This is a genomic window from Agrobacterium sp. MS2 (assembly GCF_003261015.1).
GTDB lineage: Bacteria > Pseudomonadota > Alphaproteobacteria > Rhizobiales > Rhizobiaceae > Agrobacterium > Agrobacterium pusense.
Genome location: NZ_QLNF01000096.1, coordinates 21000 through 35605 on the forward strand (window position 1 = coordinate 21000; position 14606 = coordinate 35605).

The 14606-nt window shown below is 56.6% G+C and carries 12 protein-coding genes and 1 pseudogene; 8 read left to right on the plus strand and 5 right to left on the minus strand.

Annotated features, from left to right (window positions below):
• Window positions 1-95 precede the first annotated feature (95 nt).
• From DOU54_RS26470 to DOU54_RS26485, 4 genes are read left to right on the plus strand one after another with little or no spacing between them, the layout of a single operon-like run.
• Entirely contained in the window at window positions 96-1226 is a 1131-nt protein-coding gene (locus DOU54_RS26470) for an SMODS domain-containing nucleotidyltransferase (RefSeq protein ID WP_286079971.1), read from the plus strand.
• Complete coding sequence (locus DOU54_RS26475; protein WP_113732147.1) at window positions 1223-2911, plus strand: ThiF family adenylyltransferase; 1689 nt, start codon at window positions 1223-1225, stop codon at window positions 2909-2911. Before DOU54_RS26470 ends, DOU54_RS26475 begins: the two co-directional genes overlap by 4 nt.
• The gene (locus tag DOU54_RS26480) at window positions 2886-3347 is read left to right on the plus strand and encodes a M67 family metallopeptidase (protein WP_113732148.1); all 462 of its coding nucleotides are present in this window, start codon (window positions 2886-2888) and stop codon (window positions 3345-3347) included. The genes DOU54_RS26475 and DOU54_RS26480 overlap by 26 nt, the downstream gene beginning before the upstream one ends.
• Window positions 3344-4759 (plus strand): SAVED domain-containing protein, encoded by a 1416-nt coding sequence (locus tag DOU54_RS26485; RefSeq protein ID WP_113732149.1) that lies wholly within the window; start codon window positions 3344-3346, stop codon window positions 4757-4759. Before DOU54_RS26480 ends, DOU54_RS26485 begins: the two co-directional genes overlap by 4 nt.
• Window positions 4760-4846: 87 nt before the next feature.
• Here the strand turns inward: DOU54_RS26485 and DOU54_RS26490 are convergent, their stop codons facing one another.
• From DOU54_RS26490 to DOU54_RS28345, 4 genes and pseudogenes are all read right to left on the minus strand, one after another.
• Window positions 4847-5086, minus strand: a complete 240-nt coding sequence (locus DOU54_RS26490) for a hypothetical protein (protein WP_125271470.1) — start codon at window positions 5084-5086, stop codon at window positions 4847-4849.
• 201 nt (window positions 5087-5287) lie between these two features.
• Window positions 5288-5926: an HNH endonuclease gene (locus tag DOU54_RS26495; protein WP_113732151.1), complete on the minus strand. Its 639-nt coding sequence runs from the start codon at window positions 5924-5926 to the stop codon at window positions 5288-5290.
• The gene (locus DOU54_RS26500) at window positions 5926-7431 is read right to left on the minus strand and encodes an ATP-binding protein (RefSeq protein ID WP_172965729.1); all 1506 of its coding nucleotides are present in this window, start codon (window positions 7429-7431) and stop codon (window positions 5926-5928) included. Before DOU54_RS26500 ends, DOU54_RS26495 begins: the two co-directional genes overlap by 1 nt.
• Window positions 7432-7835: 404 nt before the next feature.
• Window positions 7836-8047 (minus strand): annotated as a pseudogene (locus DOU54_RS28345) (metal-sensing transcriptional repressor); the annotation flags it as partial.
• 297 nt (window positions 8048-8344) lie between these two features.
• On the opposite strand from DOU54_RS28345, the gene DOU54_RS26510 reads away from it, so the two are divergent.
• From DOU54_RS26510 to DOU54_RS26520, 3 genes are all read left to right on the plus strand, one after another.
• A complete protein-coding gene (locus DOU54_RS26510) occupies window positions 8345-10951 on the plus strand; it encodes a heavy metal translocating P-type ATPase (RefSeq protein ID WP_113732153.1) in 2607 nt (868 codons plus the stop codon).
• A 119-nt stretch (window positions 10952-11070) separates the two neighbouring features.
• Window positions 11071-11568 carry a copper chaperone PCu(A)C gene (locus tag DOU54_RS26515; RefSeq protein WP_286079972.1) on the plus strand — a complete coding sequence of 166 codons (498 nt, stop codon included), beginning with the start codon at window positions 11071-11073 and terminating at the stop codon, window positions 11566-11568.
• A gap of 129 nt (window positions 11569-11697) precedes the next feature.
• Complete coding sequence (locus DOU54_RS26520) at window positions 11698-12282, plus strand: hypothetical protein (protein ID WP_146617408.1); 585 nt, start codon at window positions 11698-11700, stop codon at window positions 12280-12282.
• Window positions 12283-12356: 74 nt separating this feature from the next.
• Here DOU54_RS26520 and DOU54_RS26525 read toward each other — a convergent pair whose 3' ends face one another.
• Entirely contained in the window at window positions 12357-13526 is a 1170-nt protein-coding gene (locus DOU54_RS26525; protein WP_113732166.1) for a peptidoglycan L,D-endopeptidase MepK, read from the minus strand.
• 279 nt (window positions 13527-13805) lie between these two features.
• On the opposite strand from DOU54_RS26525, the gene DOU54_RS26530 reads away from it, so the two are divergent.
• The coding region (locus DOU54_RS26530) for an Nramp family divalent metal transporter (RefSeq protein ID WP_193603475.1) at window positions 13806-14606 on the plus strand (801 nt) is incomplete at its 3' end.

Consider the following 14606-nt stretch of genomic DNA (forward strand, 5'->3'; position numbering starts at 1 on the left):
CGGAGGCCGCGCCAAACCGCTGTGAATCGACCGATCGTTCTTCCGGCGGGCCGACGGGAGTTACCAAAATTGTGATATTAGGATGCCATGACACAATGACATTGAAATTCGCAACGCTGGGTTGGAATTTCGCTCGCGGAATTCCTATGTTGTCAGCGAAGGTTAATTGGCTGCGAAAGGGCCGTCAACTCGGCCGCACTCCAGAGGTATATATGGTCCCGAACGCACGTTTTCTCGAGTTTCTGCAAGATATCGAACCCAGCCCCACCACTGTGAGCAATTCATCAAAAGCCCATACGGGTGTCCGTAGTCATCTTAAAGCGCAAGACGACTTCAAGGCGAAGATCGAAGGAGACTTCCTCTCTGGAAGTTATGCGCGCAACACCTCCATCCGACCCAAGACGGATGCCGACGGCGTCGTGCGTCCTGATGTCGATATCATCATCGTGACCAACTACACGGAAGATGACGAGCCGGACGACGTCCTGAACGATCTGTGCGCCGCTCTCGAGGGCGGAGGTGACGGCTACGTGGTCGAACGCATCAACAAGCGGTCGATCAAGCTGATCACGTCCCTTGCCGAAATGGATGTCGTGCCGGTGATCGAATGGGGGGAGCAATACAAGATCCCCGATCGTGAATCGGGCGAATGGAAGCTGACCGACCCGCCGGGCCACATCAGCTGGAGCCGCGACCGCAACAGCGATTTCGGTGGACGCCTCAAGCCGCTGGTCAAGCTCTTCAAGTGGTGGCGCCGCGAAAACAACTCAGGCAAGCGGCCTAAGGGGTTCGTGCTCGAGGTCCTGACCGCGCTCCATGCGCCGCAGAACGAAACCCACTACGGCGAGGCCTTCGCCCAGATGCTCGAGAACATCCACAAGGCTTATGCGTTCCAGGCGGAGATGGATATCAAGCCAATCATATATGACCCTTCTGTCGCCGGCAGCGATATCCTTGCGAAGGTGTCGATCACGCAGTGGAAGGCCTTTATAGCCAAGGTGAAAACCTATGCCGACTACGCGCGGAAGGCCCAGTCGACCGACAACATGGACGACGCGACCTGGTACTGGCGCAAGGTGTTCGGCAGCCGGTTCCCGGCGACCGAAACGGAGAAAGTCGCCAAGGCAAGCAGCCTTCTTGAGAAAGCGGCTGCTACGGCAGGCACATCGTCATATGTGTTTCCGGATGCCATGGCCGCACCGACCAAGCCGCGCGGATTTGCATGAGCATCTGGTGGCTTAATAACACCCTCCGCGTTGCTCGGGAAAAAGAAGCGGTAGAGAACCTGGCGATCGAAAACAAGTGGTTCGTTTTCGATCGCTGGGAGATACACGATTACAAGTTTGCGGCTGCCGGTTCGATCGTGGCGCACGGCGCCACCTATCCCGTCCGTCTCGTTTATCCGGACAACTTTCCGCTCGTGCCCGCCTGGGTGGAGCCGCAGGACCCTGAAGCGAAATGGTCCTATCACCAGTACGGCAAAGGCGGTGCCCTTTGTCTCGAGCTGCGCCCCGATAACTGGACGTCCCGCGCTAGCGGGGCAGATGTTCTGCGTAGTGCTTTTGGCTTGCTCAACCTCGAGAACCCTTTGGGAGACGGGGAGAAGGGCAAGGTTACCTCGGCTCATAATGTTGGTGAGATCCAGAAATATAACTGGGGCGAGTCACCGGTCTTCATCGGGCATGAATGCCTTGAACGGCTCTTGAAGGGCGACATTCAAGACGTTCACGCACTGCGGTGGTCGGCCTCGGACAAAGTTTGGCCGATCTTTCTCAGCGACGCCATTGACCGTGAGGGTGTTCAGCGGCCACCATCGGTGGATCTGGACACTTGGCGGTTTCCCGTGCCCGTAGCTCTGGTCAGTGGGAAAGTGCCCGATGGTCTTCCGTTAGAGCGAACCGCCTTCACATCCACTCTCTGGGAGAGTTCGCCGGTGGAAGGCGAAGTGCACTTCGTGACTGTGTTCATCGAAGATGATGGCATCAACGTCTTCCATGTGCTGTCGGACGATGCCTATCACCGCAAGGTCTATATCCTGCCTCCCGAAACGGGTCTGCGCGCCGGTCGGGCACCGTCTGCACAAGGCAAGAAGGTCGCCATTGTCGGTGCCGGTTCGGTGGGCTCGAAAGTTGCTGAAATGCTGCTGCGTAGCGGGATCGACACCCTGCGTATCTTCGATGGCGACGTGTTCCTGCCGGGCAATCTGGAGCGCCATGTTCTCGACTGGCGAGACGTCGGATATCACAAGGTCCACGGGCTAAAGCGCCGGCTTCTGCATATCGTCCCGGGCGCGAATATCATGACCGTTGACCAGAACCTGAACTGGCAGAAATCAGCTAGCACCAACGCGGCTCATTTCGATCTGATTACGGCCTGCGACATCATCGTGGATGCCACCGGCGATCCTGCGACATCGATGCTGCTTGGTGCCCTGGCTTTCGAAAACCAGAAGCCATTCGTTTCCGTGGAAGTGTTCGAAGGCGGAATCGGGGCCTTGGTTGCGCCTTCCGTACCGAAGCGAAATGCCGCTTATACCCTCGGCCGAGAGGCCCTCCTGAACTGGACAGATGAAAAAGGGCGCGTCGTGCCGCTTTCGGCCGGCGATGGGGCTTATGAGGCAATCAGCGACAACGGCGAGATCATCGTAGCGGATGATGCTGCGATCAGCATGGCCGCCTCACATGCCGCCCGCGTTGTGCTCGACATCCTTGACGACAAGCTTGACGATTTCCGGTGGTTGCTGATTGGTTTCCGGAAGGAATGGGCCTTTGACATGCACGGCCATGTGATCGCCCTCGATGTCGGCGGTCCGTCAGAGTGGAATAGCAATACCGAGGATGCCGAGGCCCAGAAATTCGTAATCGAGATTGCCGGAGAATTGCTGGATGCTCTTAAAGCTTTCACCCAGTGAACTGGCAACTCTGACGACTGCCCTCAAGCGTGCCGGCGACAAGGAAATCGGGGGCCAGCTGTTCGGCGAACAGATTGAGCCCTCGCGCTTCCGCGTATCCACAATGACGCTTCAGGCCCGGCCCGGCACCTTCAGCCGGTTCCTGGTCGACATCCTTCAGGCCGTACGCGATGCAACGCGGTTCTTCGACCGGACTCATCACCAATATCGCCGCTACAACTATATCGGCGAGTGGCACAGCCATCCCAGCTTCGAGGTCCGCCCTAGTGGGGTCGACGTCCAGAGCATGCGGGATCTGGTCAGGGATCCGGATTTCAAGGGCAGCTTCGCAGTGCTGATGATCGTTCGCCTGCGCGCCGACAAATTCGAGGCGGGCGCTTGGCTCTTTGATCCACGCGGCTTCGAGCAAGACGTAAAATTGGAAATGGACGCATGACCGACAAGCAGCCAGCGCCAACGCTGACCGATTACAAAGGTATGGGTGGCGTGATCGCCCAGGATGGTTTTGAATACCAGATCTGGGACGGCCTTGCGCGACTGCCGGCCTGGCTCGTGAATCCCGCGTTCGAAGGCATGATCTTCGAAGGTCTCGAAGATCTCGAAGCCCGCTTTTTTGCGCCTCTGACGCCACACGGCTCAGTCATCGACCGACATCAGGCCAAGTCGGGTGTTCTTAAGCCGGCCGACGTCAAGGAGATCGTGGAAAGGTTCTCTCATTATCACGATAGCTACCCTGATACCGCGAGAACCCATATTCTCGTCACGCCGCAGATTCCGGCCACCTTGGCTTACATGGCGAAGGACCGGGACCGGGTCCGGAAGGCGCGCCCATTCTATGACCCGTTTACGGAGATCAAGGCACAGTTCGATGCCAAGTTCCGAGCCGATGTTGTCGCTCAATATCCGGATCCGCTTGGCGGATTCGTGGTCGATTTTGTAGACTTTGACGAACGCAACATACCGGACGAAAACACAGCCCGAAGCCTGTTTGCTGGTGCGTTCCATGAGGCGTTTCCCGCCTTGGACCTCAAGTCCAGCCAGCTCCGGAAGATCTTCGACGATCTTCTCGCAATGGCCAAGGCGAACCACAACATCGGCAGTTTCCTGACCCGATCGGCCTTGGTTCAGTGTATTGAAGCGGCGATGGGCGAAAGCCTGCCTTTGCCACCCTTCGCGCTGCATATTCTCTCCGACCGGAAGGAGAGTAATCCCTCGACGCTGGAACTGGACGCCGCCGCTTTTTCGGCCGGCGCCGGCAGCACGGCCGACTGGCATGAAGGATTGCTCAAGCCTCTGCAGCGAACGGCCACCTGGCTGAAGCAACAGGGAGCGTCCCGCCTGACCCTGCAGGGATCCTATCGTCTTTCGGCCGGCTTTGCTCTCGGATGGTCGTTTCGATCAGCCTCCGGCTTCGACATCGATATCATGACCCGTGACGGCGTATGGGCAACGGACGATCGTCCTGAGGCAGGCGCTGCATATCCTCAATGGGACGTGTCGGAGCCTCAGCTGGATCTAGGTGATGTTTTGACCGTCAGCATCGGGATACTCCGGGACCCTTTCGGCGATCTGGTCTCATCGGGGATTCCTCCCGAAAAAATCCAGCGCTTCCACCTTTCAGTGCCGGTTACGTCGGCCAAAGAAATGCAGGCGATCGTCGGGCAGGTCAAAGGGCGCATTGCCGGTCTTGCGGCAAAATACCAGCTAAAGCAGATCCAGTTCTATTATGCCGGTCCATCTCAGTTCGCCGTCGCGCTCGGCCACCGGTGGAATACCATGCCTGAAACAGTGCTCCACGAGTTCAACGCCGGAACCCGAGAATATGTGGCTACGCTTACGCTCAAATAGGCGGCCAAAAACTTTGGCGGGCAGGCAATGGCGCGGACGTCACGATGGGAGGCAAGCTCCCCAAAGCCACCTGCGGTTCTTGAAATGTCATCCGGCATAAGCCTTGTCACGCCCGTCAACCAGCATTCCAAGCCAGTTTTCCAGGCCGTCGAGATAATCGGCCAGCTTCTCCATATGTATGGCAAACCAGCGGATACTAATATGGACGAGATCCGCCCCCAGCGTGCGAGTTGCGTCGCGACTGCGCGCGTAGCGGAAGCTCTCCCCTCGTGGATCCCGCTCATTTAGCTGGCGCATGTAGGCTTCGATACCGTCGAGATCTTCCACGGGCAAGTGGTCGACTCCTGGGAGATCGCAGATGGGATCAAGCATGTTCCACAGCTGCGCAAGATCGTGCCGACCCAGATGCTTTTCCTGACTTCCCCATATCGCATCCCATAGCCGTGCTCTGTTGGACTAGGCTCGACAGCATGTTCGCCACTTTACAAGCACATTGCGACTGCCGCTTGCCAGAGAGTATACCCTCGACTAATCCTGCGGAACGGTCTCAAGGTATGCCTTGATGCTGGCAAGTGCTACATGCATATCGATCCGATCTGAAAAGGGATCCATAAGGATACCGATTTGCTTGGCCATGGCAGGATGGATCGGCACCTTCTCTGCTCCCGCCTTTTTCTTTCCGTAGCGACTCAAGCCGCACATTGCGACGGTTTCGATACCCTTGTCCGTGAGAGGTTTGACGACTTTCCCGAACCACTGGATGTGATCGGCGTAGTTGTCAAAGTGGGGATGAACAATTTTATATTGCTCAGATCGAGTTGGGAACCGCTTGAGCGAAGGATTGACCCTGACCTCTTTCTCCTTCTTGGCAAGATTACAATCCTTGCAGGAAATGCTGAGGTTTTCAGGTACGAACATGAATCTGGCCGCTGCGTCACGGGATATGATGTGTTCCCCGTCCCAGACAGCATTATTGTTGGTCGCGATCTCAAAGGCGCAATAGCAGCACCGCTGACTCTGTTCAGCGATGTAATGATCTTTGATTTGTTTTCTTACTGGAGCTACTTCATCTTCACCCCAATAGGATCCAATCTGATCGACGGCAGGTCGGGTTTCGAAATCATTGACAATCAGCTGGTTTGCGTCGGAATATACAACGGGGTTCATTACGACGCCTTCGTTCCCGCAGCCCGAGCGACGTTAGCGATATCCCCGATGATATCCGCAATCGGATCATCCGGTTTCAATTGCTCACTAATCTTCTGAAGATCGGCGGTCACTTCATTGAATTCAGGAGACTTCGACTTGCCTTCCGAGATGAGGCCAAGTGCTGCAACGACCCTTTCCCGGACGTAGAGGTTCCCGGGCATTGGCGTTCCGAAAACTTCCGCGAGCAGGTAGTCTGCCGATTGACCGGTGATATCTTCCGTCGCGGGGAGAGACGGTTGGTCAAGCGCGATGACGTTCGCGTGCTTGGGAAGCTCAGATATGACCATCGGAGAATGTGTGGCAATAACGAAGTGGCATCCATTGAAGCGGGCGAATGTCTTAATCAAAAGGTCGACGTAATCGACCTGCCATTCGGGATGGAGGCTGAGTTCCGGTTCGTCGATCAAGACAAGGCTTGCATTGTTGATGACCGATGCCAGTGCGAGCAACGCGCAGATCATGCTCAGCTGGCCGGAACTGGCACGTCGCAGGTTCGAAACCGGACCGTTGATTTGCTTAACCTCGACGCCCGATAGCCTGAGAAAACCTGCTCGCCGTAGCGGTTGCAGGATGCGAAACGTTTCGTCGAGATCGCCTCCGTAGTTGAAGTCGGCGACTGTCCTGACGAAACCGTCCTCCGCGCGCGCCATCGCCAGCTCCAGAAGATTGTTCAACTCTACCTCGTCAAAGCCGCTCCGAAGCATTTCCTCGACATTACGGCTCTCCGAAAAGTTGCCGACCGATTTCCAATCGACCCTTTCTCCACGTTGCAAACGCCGCAATACGGACGAATGGATTCGTATCTTGTAGATGACGGTCAAGATCGGCTCTAGGCCGAGGAATTGAAACACCGAACCAATGTTGATGCGACGAAGAGCTTCGTTCTCCCCTTCCTCGAACAGGTTGTTCAGGGAACGGAACAGAAGCGATTCCATCGACGCTTTGCCGAATTGATCGCGAAGACCCAGATATTCGTAGACCGATGGATCAACCGGCTTCACAGAATGCCTTAGGGAGCGGGGAACTGGGAATTTGTCGAAGGGGCTGATGGTGAGGGCGACCACGCGCCTTGGGAGTGGCAGACCGTAAATTGGTACATGCAAGTCATCGACATGGCATTCCAGGCTTTGCTTGCCATGGTAGTCAATCGTGCAACGCCGACCATCGATCATGTACGAGAGGTGCTCGAGAGGAAACTCTTTGATCGTGCGCCGCTTTCGCGTCTGCAACTGCTCCAACGTGACGAACGTCTGGACGATGGAGCTGAGAAGATGCGACTTTCCAGTTCCGTTCTTGCCAATCAGTGCGGTAATGTGTTCCGAAGAAGATGACCGAAGGCTTTGAGGCGGCTCGCTAAACGAAACATGGGGATTCATCCACTCTCGTTGTCGACGCCAGGGAAGGTCTACCTGGACCTTCGCCGTGCGAGCAGCCAGCAGCTGAAAATCGTCCCGTGCGTACATAGATCCCCTCACACTGACCCTGTGGGTCATGCACCTGAATATCCATTCTTTGCTGCCTACTAAATCACGTTGACAGGTTGTAGCATGGCCATCCACAACAACATTGAAGATAGGAGCCGATAAGCGTCATTGACGACGGCGCCGCGCCATCTGCGGGCATGACATGTCGATGCTCCAGCTGAGGATTGAGGTTTATTGCAGGACGACCAGGGCTAAAACGAAACAGACTCAGGAATAGCAAGCCACGGGTGAAACTAAGCGTCTGCAAACCAAAGGAAATTTAGAGTGCAGTGCGTCGGAAATTGGCCAGTCGTTTGTTCAGATCCCTTCAAGGCGAAGGCGATGAGAGCTATTGCTCCAATAGAAGACATTCGGATGACCGGACTTATAGCTACTACGAGATCCAGGGCGCCCACCGTTTCCTTCAGGCAATGATCGAGATGGTCCTGGTTCAGGGTGCGCTTGGCGTTGCGGACTGCCTTCTCGACGGCATCCAGTTGTTGGGTGATGTCGAGACAGGGTATGCCCGCCTCGAATATGGCGGTGACACTCCTCAGATGGCGTTCGCACGCTTGAGGCGCTTGTCGGAATGCGTTTCGTGTCGATGTTCGCTCATGAAGATTTCCCACCCCCTGGAGGGGATATGTCAATCGGCTTTCTTGTTTCCGCCAAGAAACAGAGCAATCGCGTCGGCCATGAAGTTTGGGGTGGGCGACACTTCGGATCCGCTCAAGGCGTTTCGAGACTTGGTCACGCCCATCAGCTTTTAAGCACCGCTGTGGCGACATTGCAGGGGCTCGCGGCCCTCGGACCAATTAGTCGATATCGAGCGCCCCTGTCGAACCAAGTTTTTGCTTGCACCTCTAGTGGCTAGAGGTCGTAAGGTTAATCTTTCACAATGTGAGGATTTCCAGTGAGCGACTCGTTACAAACTCGTTTCCGGGTAATCGGAATGGATTGCGCCTCGTGTGCAAACAAGATCGACACTGCCGTGAGACGTATTGCGGGCATTCAAGAGGTGTCCGTATCTGTCACCGCCGGCACAATGACAGTCGAGCACACAGAAATCAGCGCTCTGGACACGATTCGCCACAAGCTTTCGGGCCTAGGCTATCAGGCCTCCCTAATCTCAACGATTTCCAAAACCGTTGTGAAACCCGTCGATAAACACGAACCGGATCGCACGCACGATCACCTACATGGAGAGCCGCACGCACAGTCCAGTCATGACGATCATTCGGATCATGGCACCCATTGCACTGGGCATGATCATGAGGCCGATCGCGTCGCGCCTTCAGATGATGTGGCTCCCCTGATCCTGCAGGCACGTTTCCGTATCGGCGGAATGGATTGCGCGTCATGTGCTTCCAAGATTGACACGGCCATCAGACGGATGGACGCTGTCGATGACGTCTCCGTGTCGGTCACGGCCGGAACCATGACGGTCAAACATCGGCAGTCAGCGGATATCAAAGCGATAGAAAAACGGGTCTCTGGTCTCGGTTACACGATCGTTCCCATGCCAGGATCGGACGGGCGCGCATCGTCTACGACCCAAGAGGGATCTGACAACGCCCACGCTGGACACGACCATGGATCGAAAAGCGCGGCGCTCGGCAAAGTTGAAGGACTCCACGGTCACGATCACGGTTCTTCCGAAGGTCCTTGGTGGGGGACTAAGAAGGGGCGTCTGACGATCTTCGCGGGTGGATCACTAGCTGTCGCTTATGGCATTGGGTATATGTTCCCAGCGATCGAAACATATGCCTACACGATTGCAATGCTTGTCGGCCTCGTGCCGATCGCCCGAAGGGCTATCATGGCCGCACTGGCTGGCACGCCATTCTCCATCGAGATGCTGATGACGATCGCCGCTGCTGGCGCACTGGTCATTAACGCGACCGAAGAGGCCGCTGCGGTCGTCTTCCTTTTCCTGGTTGGCGAACTGCTTGAAGGCGTTGCCGCGGGAAGGGCGCGCGACAGCATCAAGTCCCTTACGGCGCTCGTTCCAAAGACGGCGTTACTGGAGGAGGGCAGCGAGACCCGCGAGGTGCCAGCCGAAACTCTTGCGGTTGGTTCAATCATACTGGTTCGGCCCGGTGATCGGATCTCCGCCGATGGTGTCATCGTTGCAGGCGAAAGTTCGATCGACGAAGCGCCCGTGACCGGGGAAAGCGTGCCTGTTCGCAAGGCCGTCGACGACACTGTTTTTGCGGGCACCGTAAATGGTGATGCGGTTCTGCGTATCAGGGTCACGGCAGCATCAGCAGACAACACTATCGCCCGTGTCGTTCGCCTCGTCGAGGAAGCGCAGGAATCCAAGGCTCCGACCGAACGCTTTATTGACCGTTTCTCCAAATACTACACTCCTGGCGTGGTTGTCGTTGCCGCTTTGGTGGCAGTCATTCCTCCGCTGTTTGCGGGTGGAATATGGAGTGAGTGGGTTTACAAGGGGCTTGCCGTGCTGCTGATCGGCTGCCCATGCGCACTTGTCATTTCGACCCCGGCTGCGATCGCTGCATCACTGTCGTCGGGCGCACGCCGCGGCCTGCTCCTCAAAGGGGGCGCCGTTCTAGAAGGTCTCGGCGAGCTCACGGCGATTGCTTTCGACAAGACTGGCACGCTTACCGAAGGCAAACCGCAGGTGACTGATGTGGTCCCGTTCGGCCGGGAAAGTGAAGACGTCCTTCGGTTTGCCGCAGCGCTTGAAGTGGGATCCAGCCATCCTCTCGCCCTTGCGATCTTAAGCAAGGCCAAGGAAGAGGGCATAGTAGCTCCCTCCGGGGCCGATGCGAAGGCGCTCGGCGGCAAGGGTGTTTCCGCCATCGTGGATGGCGTTGAGGTCTTTTTCGGCTCGCCCAAGGCCGCAGCAGAGCGAGTTCCGGTTCCACTTGCTCATTTGGAGAAGATCACGTCTCTCAACGATGAAGGAAAGACCGTCTCTGTACTGGTCATTGGCGATGTTCTCGCTGGTGCCATTGCCATGCGTGACGAGCCGAGAGGCGATGCAGTTGCGGGCCTCAAGGCTCTGACGGATGCAGGCATAAGGACGGTTATGCTGACAGGCGACAATAAGCGGACCGCCACGGCCATTGGTGCGCAACTCGGCATTGAGGTCCGTGCGGAGCTGATGCCTGAAGACAAGCAGCGGATCGTGGGCGAACTGAAGAAAGAGGGCTATGTTGTCGGCAAGATCGGCGATGGGATCAACGACGCGCCAGCGTTAGCGGCTGCTGATGTCGGGATCGCGATGGGTGGTGGAACAGACGTGGCTTTGGAGACGGCTGACGCCGCCGTTCTCCACGGCAGGGTGGCTGATGTCGCCCTTATGATCGATCTCTCGAAACGGACCATGCGCAACATTTTCCAGAACATCACCATCGCTCTGGGTTTGAAAGCGGTATTCTTGGTGACGACTATCCTGGGCATCACGGGCCTTTGGCCCGCGATCCTTGCCGATACGGGAGCGACAGTCCTTGTGACCATGAATGCCCTGCGGTTGTTGCGTCCTATTCGCTGAACCGCCGGTGTCTCGTGTGTCCTTGAACTTGTCGTGATGCCAACCCGGTCAGATCTATCGGGTCTAGGTCTGTTTCGAATCTGATAATTGTGTCCCGCAAACGATACGGAGAATTTACAGTGCCATTTCAAAAACTGCTGGCTTTTGGTCTCTTTGCTTTGACGTTCGTGACCACGTCTTCCGGTCCCGCATCGTCTCATGATTTCACGGTCGGTAGCTTGGAGATAAAGCATCCATGGTCCCAAAAAGCTCCCGCGGTTGCGCCGGTTCTCGGCGGGTATTTGACGATCGTCAACACGGGCAGGACGGATGATCGCCTTCTTGGAGGAAGCAGTCCGGTCGCCGAGCGCTTTGAAATCCACCTATCATCTGTCATCGACGGGGTGGCGCGTATGCGACCTGTCAAGGAGGGCATCACAATCAGCGCCGGCTCCACTGTCAAGCTGGAGCCCCGTGCCATGCACATCATGTTCGAGAAGCCTACATGGTACCCAGCGGAGGGCGAAAAATTCAAGGCAACGCTGCAGTTCGAGAAAGCAGGGCCCGTCGAAGTGGAGTTCGTCGTCCAAAAGGGTGCGACAGCAAGTTCGGAGGAACATGCTGGGCACACTCCATGATCCTCAGTGAACGCGGGTCGGCTGCAGGGCGGTGTTCTGTAGGTGGCCTCGATTAACCTTTTTGCTTCATTTGGTTTCAAGACTTCGGTGGTTAGATCTGGTCATAGGCTTCCACCGAAGGTTCTCTCCATGCAGGAACGAAGACGGCGCATCTTAAGGATCAGCTTGGCAGTTTTATTCGGAGCGCTTTGCGTCGGCGGTGCTGGTGGTGCGGCGGCAGTTTATTATGGTCCGGAAGAGCTTTTGGGTTTATCGGCTGAGAAGAGCGGTGCGGATTGTCAGACAGTTGCCACCGCTAAGGCGCGGGATCGCGACGGCACCTGGATCCGGCAGTTCATCGTCACAGAGGCCGTGGATGAGCAGGTCCGTCTTCGGACCGCCATGCGGGTTGCCGAATCTCTTCGCAAGGTCGAGGCGGGTCATCTCATCCAGATTTCCGTTCTGGACAGCAAAGGGCCAATCACGGTCTCCGGAATGCGGGGTCGGGCAATCGGCGCCCAGGTGACCCTCATTCCTAGTCCAGTTAGTGACGTAGAAAAGCAGAAAGGCGAATTTTCAGGCTTTTCCATTGAAGGTGGGGCTGGCTCAGACGGCGAGTTTCACGGTCTACGCTTCAATGCCAAACCGGAAGATCTGGCAGCAATCGCCGCCGGCTTCGATGACGCGACAGGCTGTTCAAACGATTTGGAAATGCCGGCCCCTGCTAAAAGCTGACGCACCGCCGAAGATTCGAGCATCGACGCGCGAGACGTTTGTTGCAGGCTGGCACAATGGCTCCGATCCTTGATTTAGGGGGCGATCTGGGTAGTCCTGATCGCAAACAGTCGTGCAGATATGAGGGGCGCTGTCAATCCTGTTGAGGTGTCCGGACCCGAAAGCGCCCATGTCATAAGCGTTTCCTGACCATCAGCCTCTTCGTCAGCATCTCTGTCTGCTGCGGTAATCCGAAATAGCGCGATCAAGGCAATCGGCTCCGGCAGATCAAGAATGGCGGAAGGGCGGAAACTCTCAATCTGTGTGCGATCGGTAGACGGACCGAGTGAGGCAACCTCGACCCTAGGCATTTCCATTTCGGAAGTAGGGCGTGCAACCGGTACAGGAATTGCCAAAGCGCTTAAATCGGTGAACTCCGACCTAGCCTCGCCGACCATGGTCTGCCGGTTTGTCTGAAGATCGAGCGCGTCCTCTGCTCGGCTTCGTTCAGTCGGTAGCATTGCGGTGAGCAGGCTGCTCCTGTTTGATGAAGCGGGAGCGAAACTACTGTCTTTATCTCCAGCACTGGAAGCAATCTCGATCGATTTCGCGCCGACGCGACGACGATAGTCGGCGACTGCCAAATCGTAGCCGGGGAGCGGGCGGCCATCGGAGGGAAGGTGCATGGTCTTTCCATCGGGAAAGATCCGAGCCAGTTCCTTGCGCGTCATGCGGGGCCATGCACGGACATTTCCAACATCAAGATGGACGAAAGGAGATCCCGATGCGGGATAGTATCCCACTCCGCCGACTTGCATCTGCATCGCAAGTGATCGCAACTTGGCCAGTTTGACGCCCGGAATGTAAAAATCCATTGCCTTGCCGAGGGTGTGTTGGCTGTTTTTCGCGACACCACTATCCCTCGATCGCCCTCTGAGCATCTTGTTTGTCGCCGGTGAGCGATAGGCAGAGACTATATGAATATAGTTGTTTGATCCGCTGCGCTGGTACACTTCCCATACGAGATCGAGTAGACGGGGATCGATGTTCGCGGGTTCGTTCTTGCGCCAATCGCGCAAAAAGCGGTTGATCTGAACTAGTCCACGGGCATCGAACTTCCCGTCCCGTTTGAATGTTATCGTCGCACGTTCCCCAGTGTGTGTGAAAAACAGCTTCAGCGATCTGTCCGTCGCGGCTGTCGCAGGTGAGGACGAACCCGCCGCCATTGCCACTGCGAGCAGCACGGCAATTGCAACCGTCGCCATGCCGCGGAGGCATTCGGATAGGAAGGCTGCGGTTGAATAGGGCCTAACGCAAGTTGGCAACTCGCTCACTGGGTACTCCACACTTGACGGCTCTCCGAGCTCGGGCCTGGCGAACATTGCGGCCACGCTCGGATCACCATCAGTAAAGCCGACTATGGTCAATAAAGCCCTAATGGTTCCCAATTGGTGGGATCTGATCGATCCGGCTTGCGTCCGCAGCCTCTTTGTGAGAATGATTTGCAATTGCAATAGTGGTGGGCTTTGAAAGCGCGGTGGACGATGGACAGACCGGTGAGGGGATGGCAACAAACGGTGGGAGAGGCGTCCCTTTCGGATGTGCACCGGTCGATCAAGGTCGCGGCAGGAGCGGGCACTTTCCGAAGGGCAATGGCTTTCTTCGGGCCCGGCTATCTCGTCGCGGTCGGGTACATGGACCCAGGCAATTGGGCGACATCTCTGGCCGGGGGATCACGCTTCGGCTACGCGCTGCTCACGGTGGCCCTGATTTCAAACATCATGGCGATCGTCCTTCAGTCGCTGTGCGCGCGCCTCGCCATCGCCTCGGGGCGAGACCTGGCGCAGGCCTGTCGTGATGCCTACCCCAAACCGGTTGCCATGGTGCTGTGGCTGCTGGCCGAAATAGCGATCATTGCGACTGACATCGCCGAGGTAATCGGCACTGCAATCGGCTTGAACCTCCTTTTCGGTATTCCGCTCGAGCTGGGAGTGGTCATCACTGCTCTGGATGTATTCTTGATCCTTTACCTGCAAAAGCTTGGCTTCCGTTGGGTCGAAGCGCTTGTCATAACTTTGCTCGGCGTTATCGCCGTCTGCTTTGCGGTTCAGATCGCTCTTGCCGATCCGAATTGGGGTCAGGTGATCCTCGGCTTTGCTCCAACGACAGAGATTATCACCAATCCCGACATGCTGTATCTGGCGCTTGGCATACTCGGTGCGACCGTTATGCCGCACAATCTCTACCTCCACTCCGGTATCGTGCAGACGCGGGACTTTGGCGATACGTTACCTGAAAAGCGCGAGGCTCTGAAATTCGCGACGATCGACTCCACAGTCGCATTG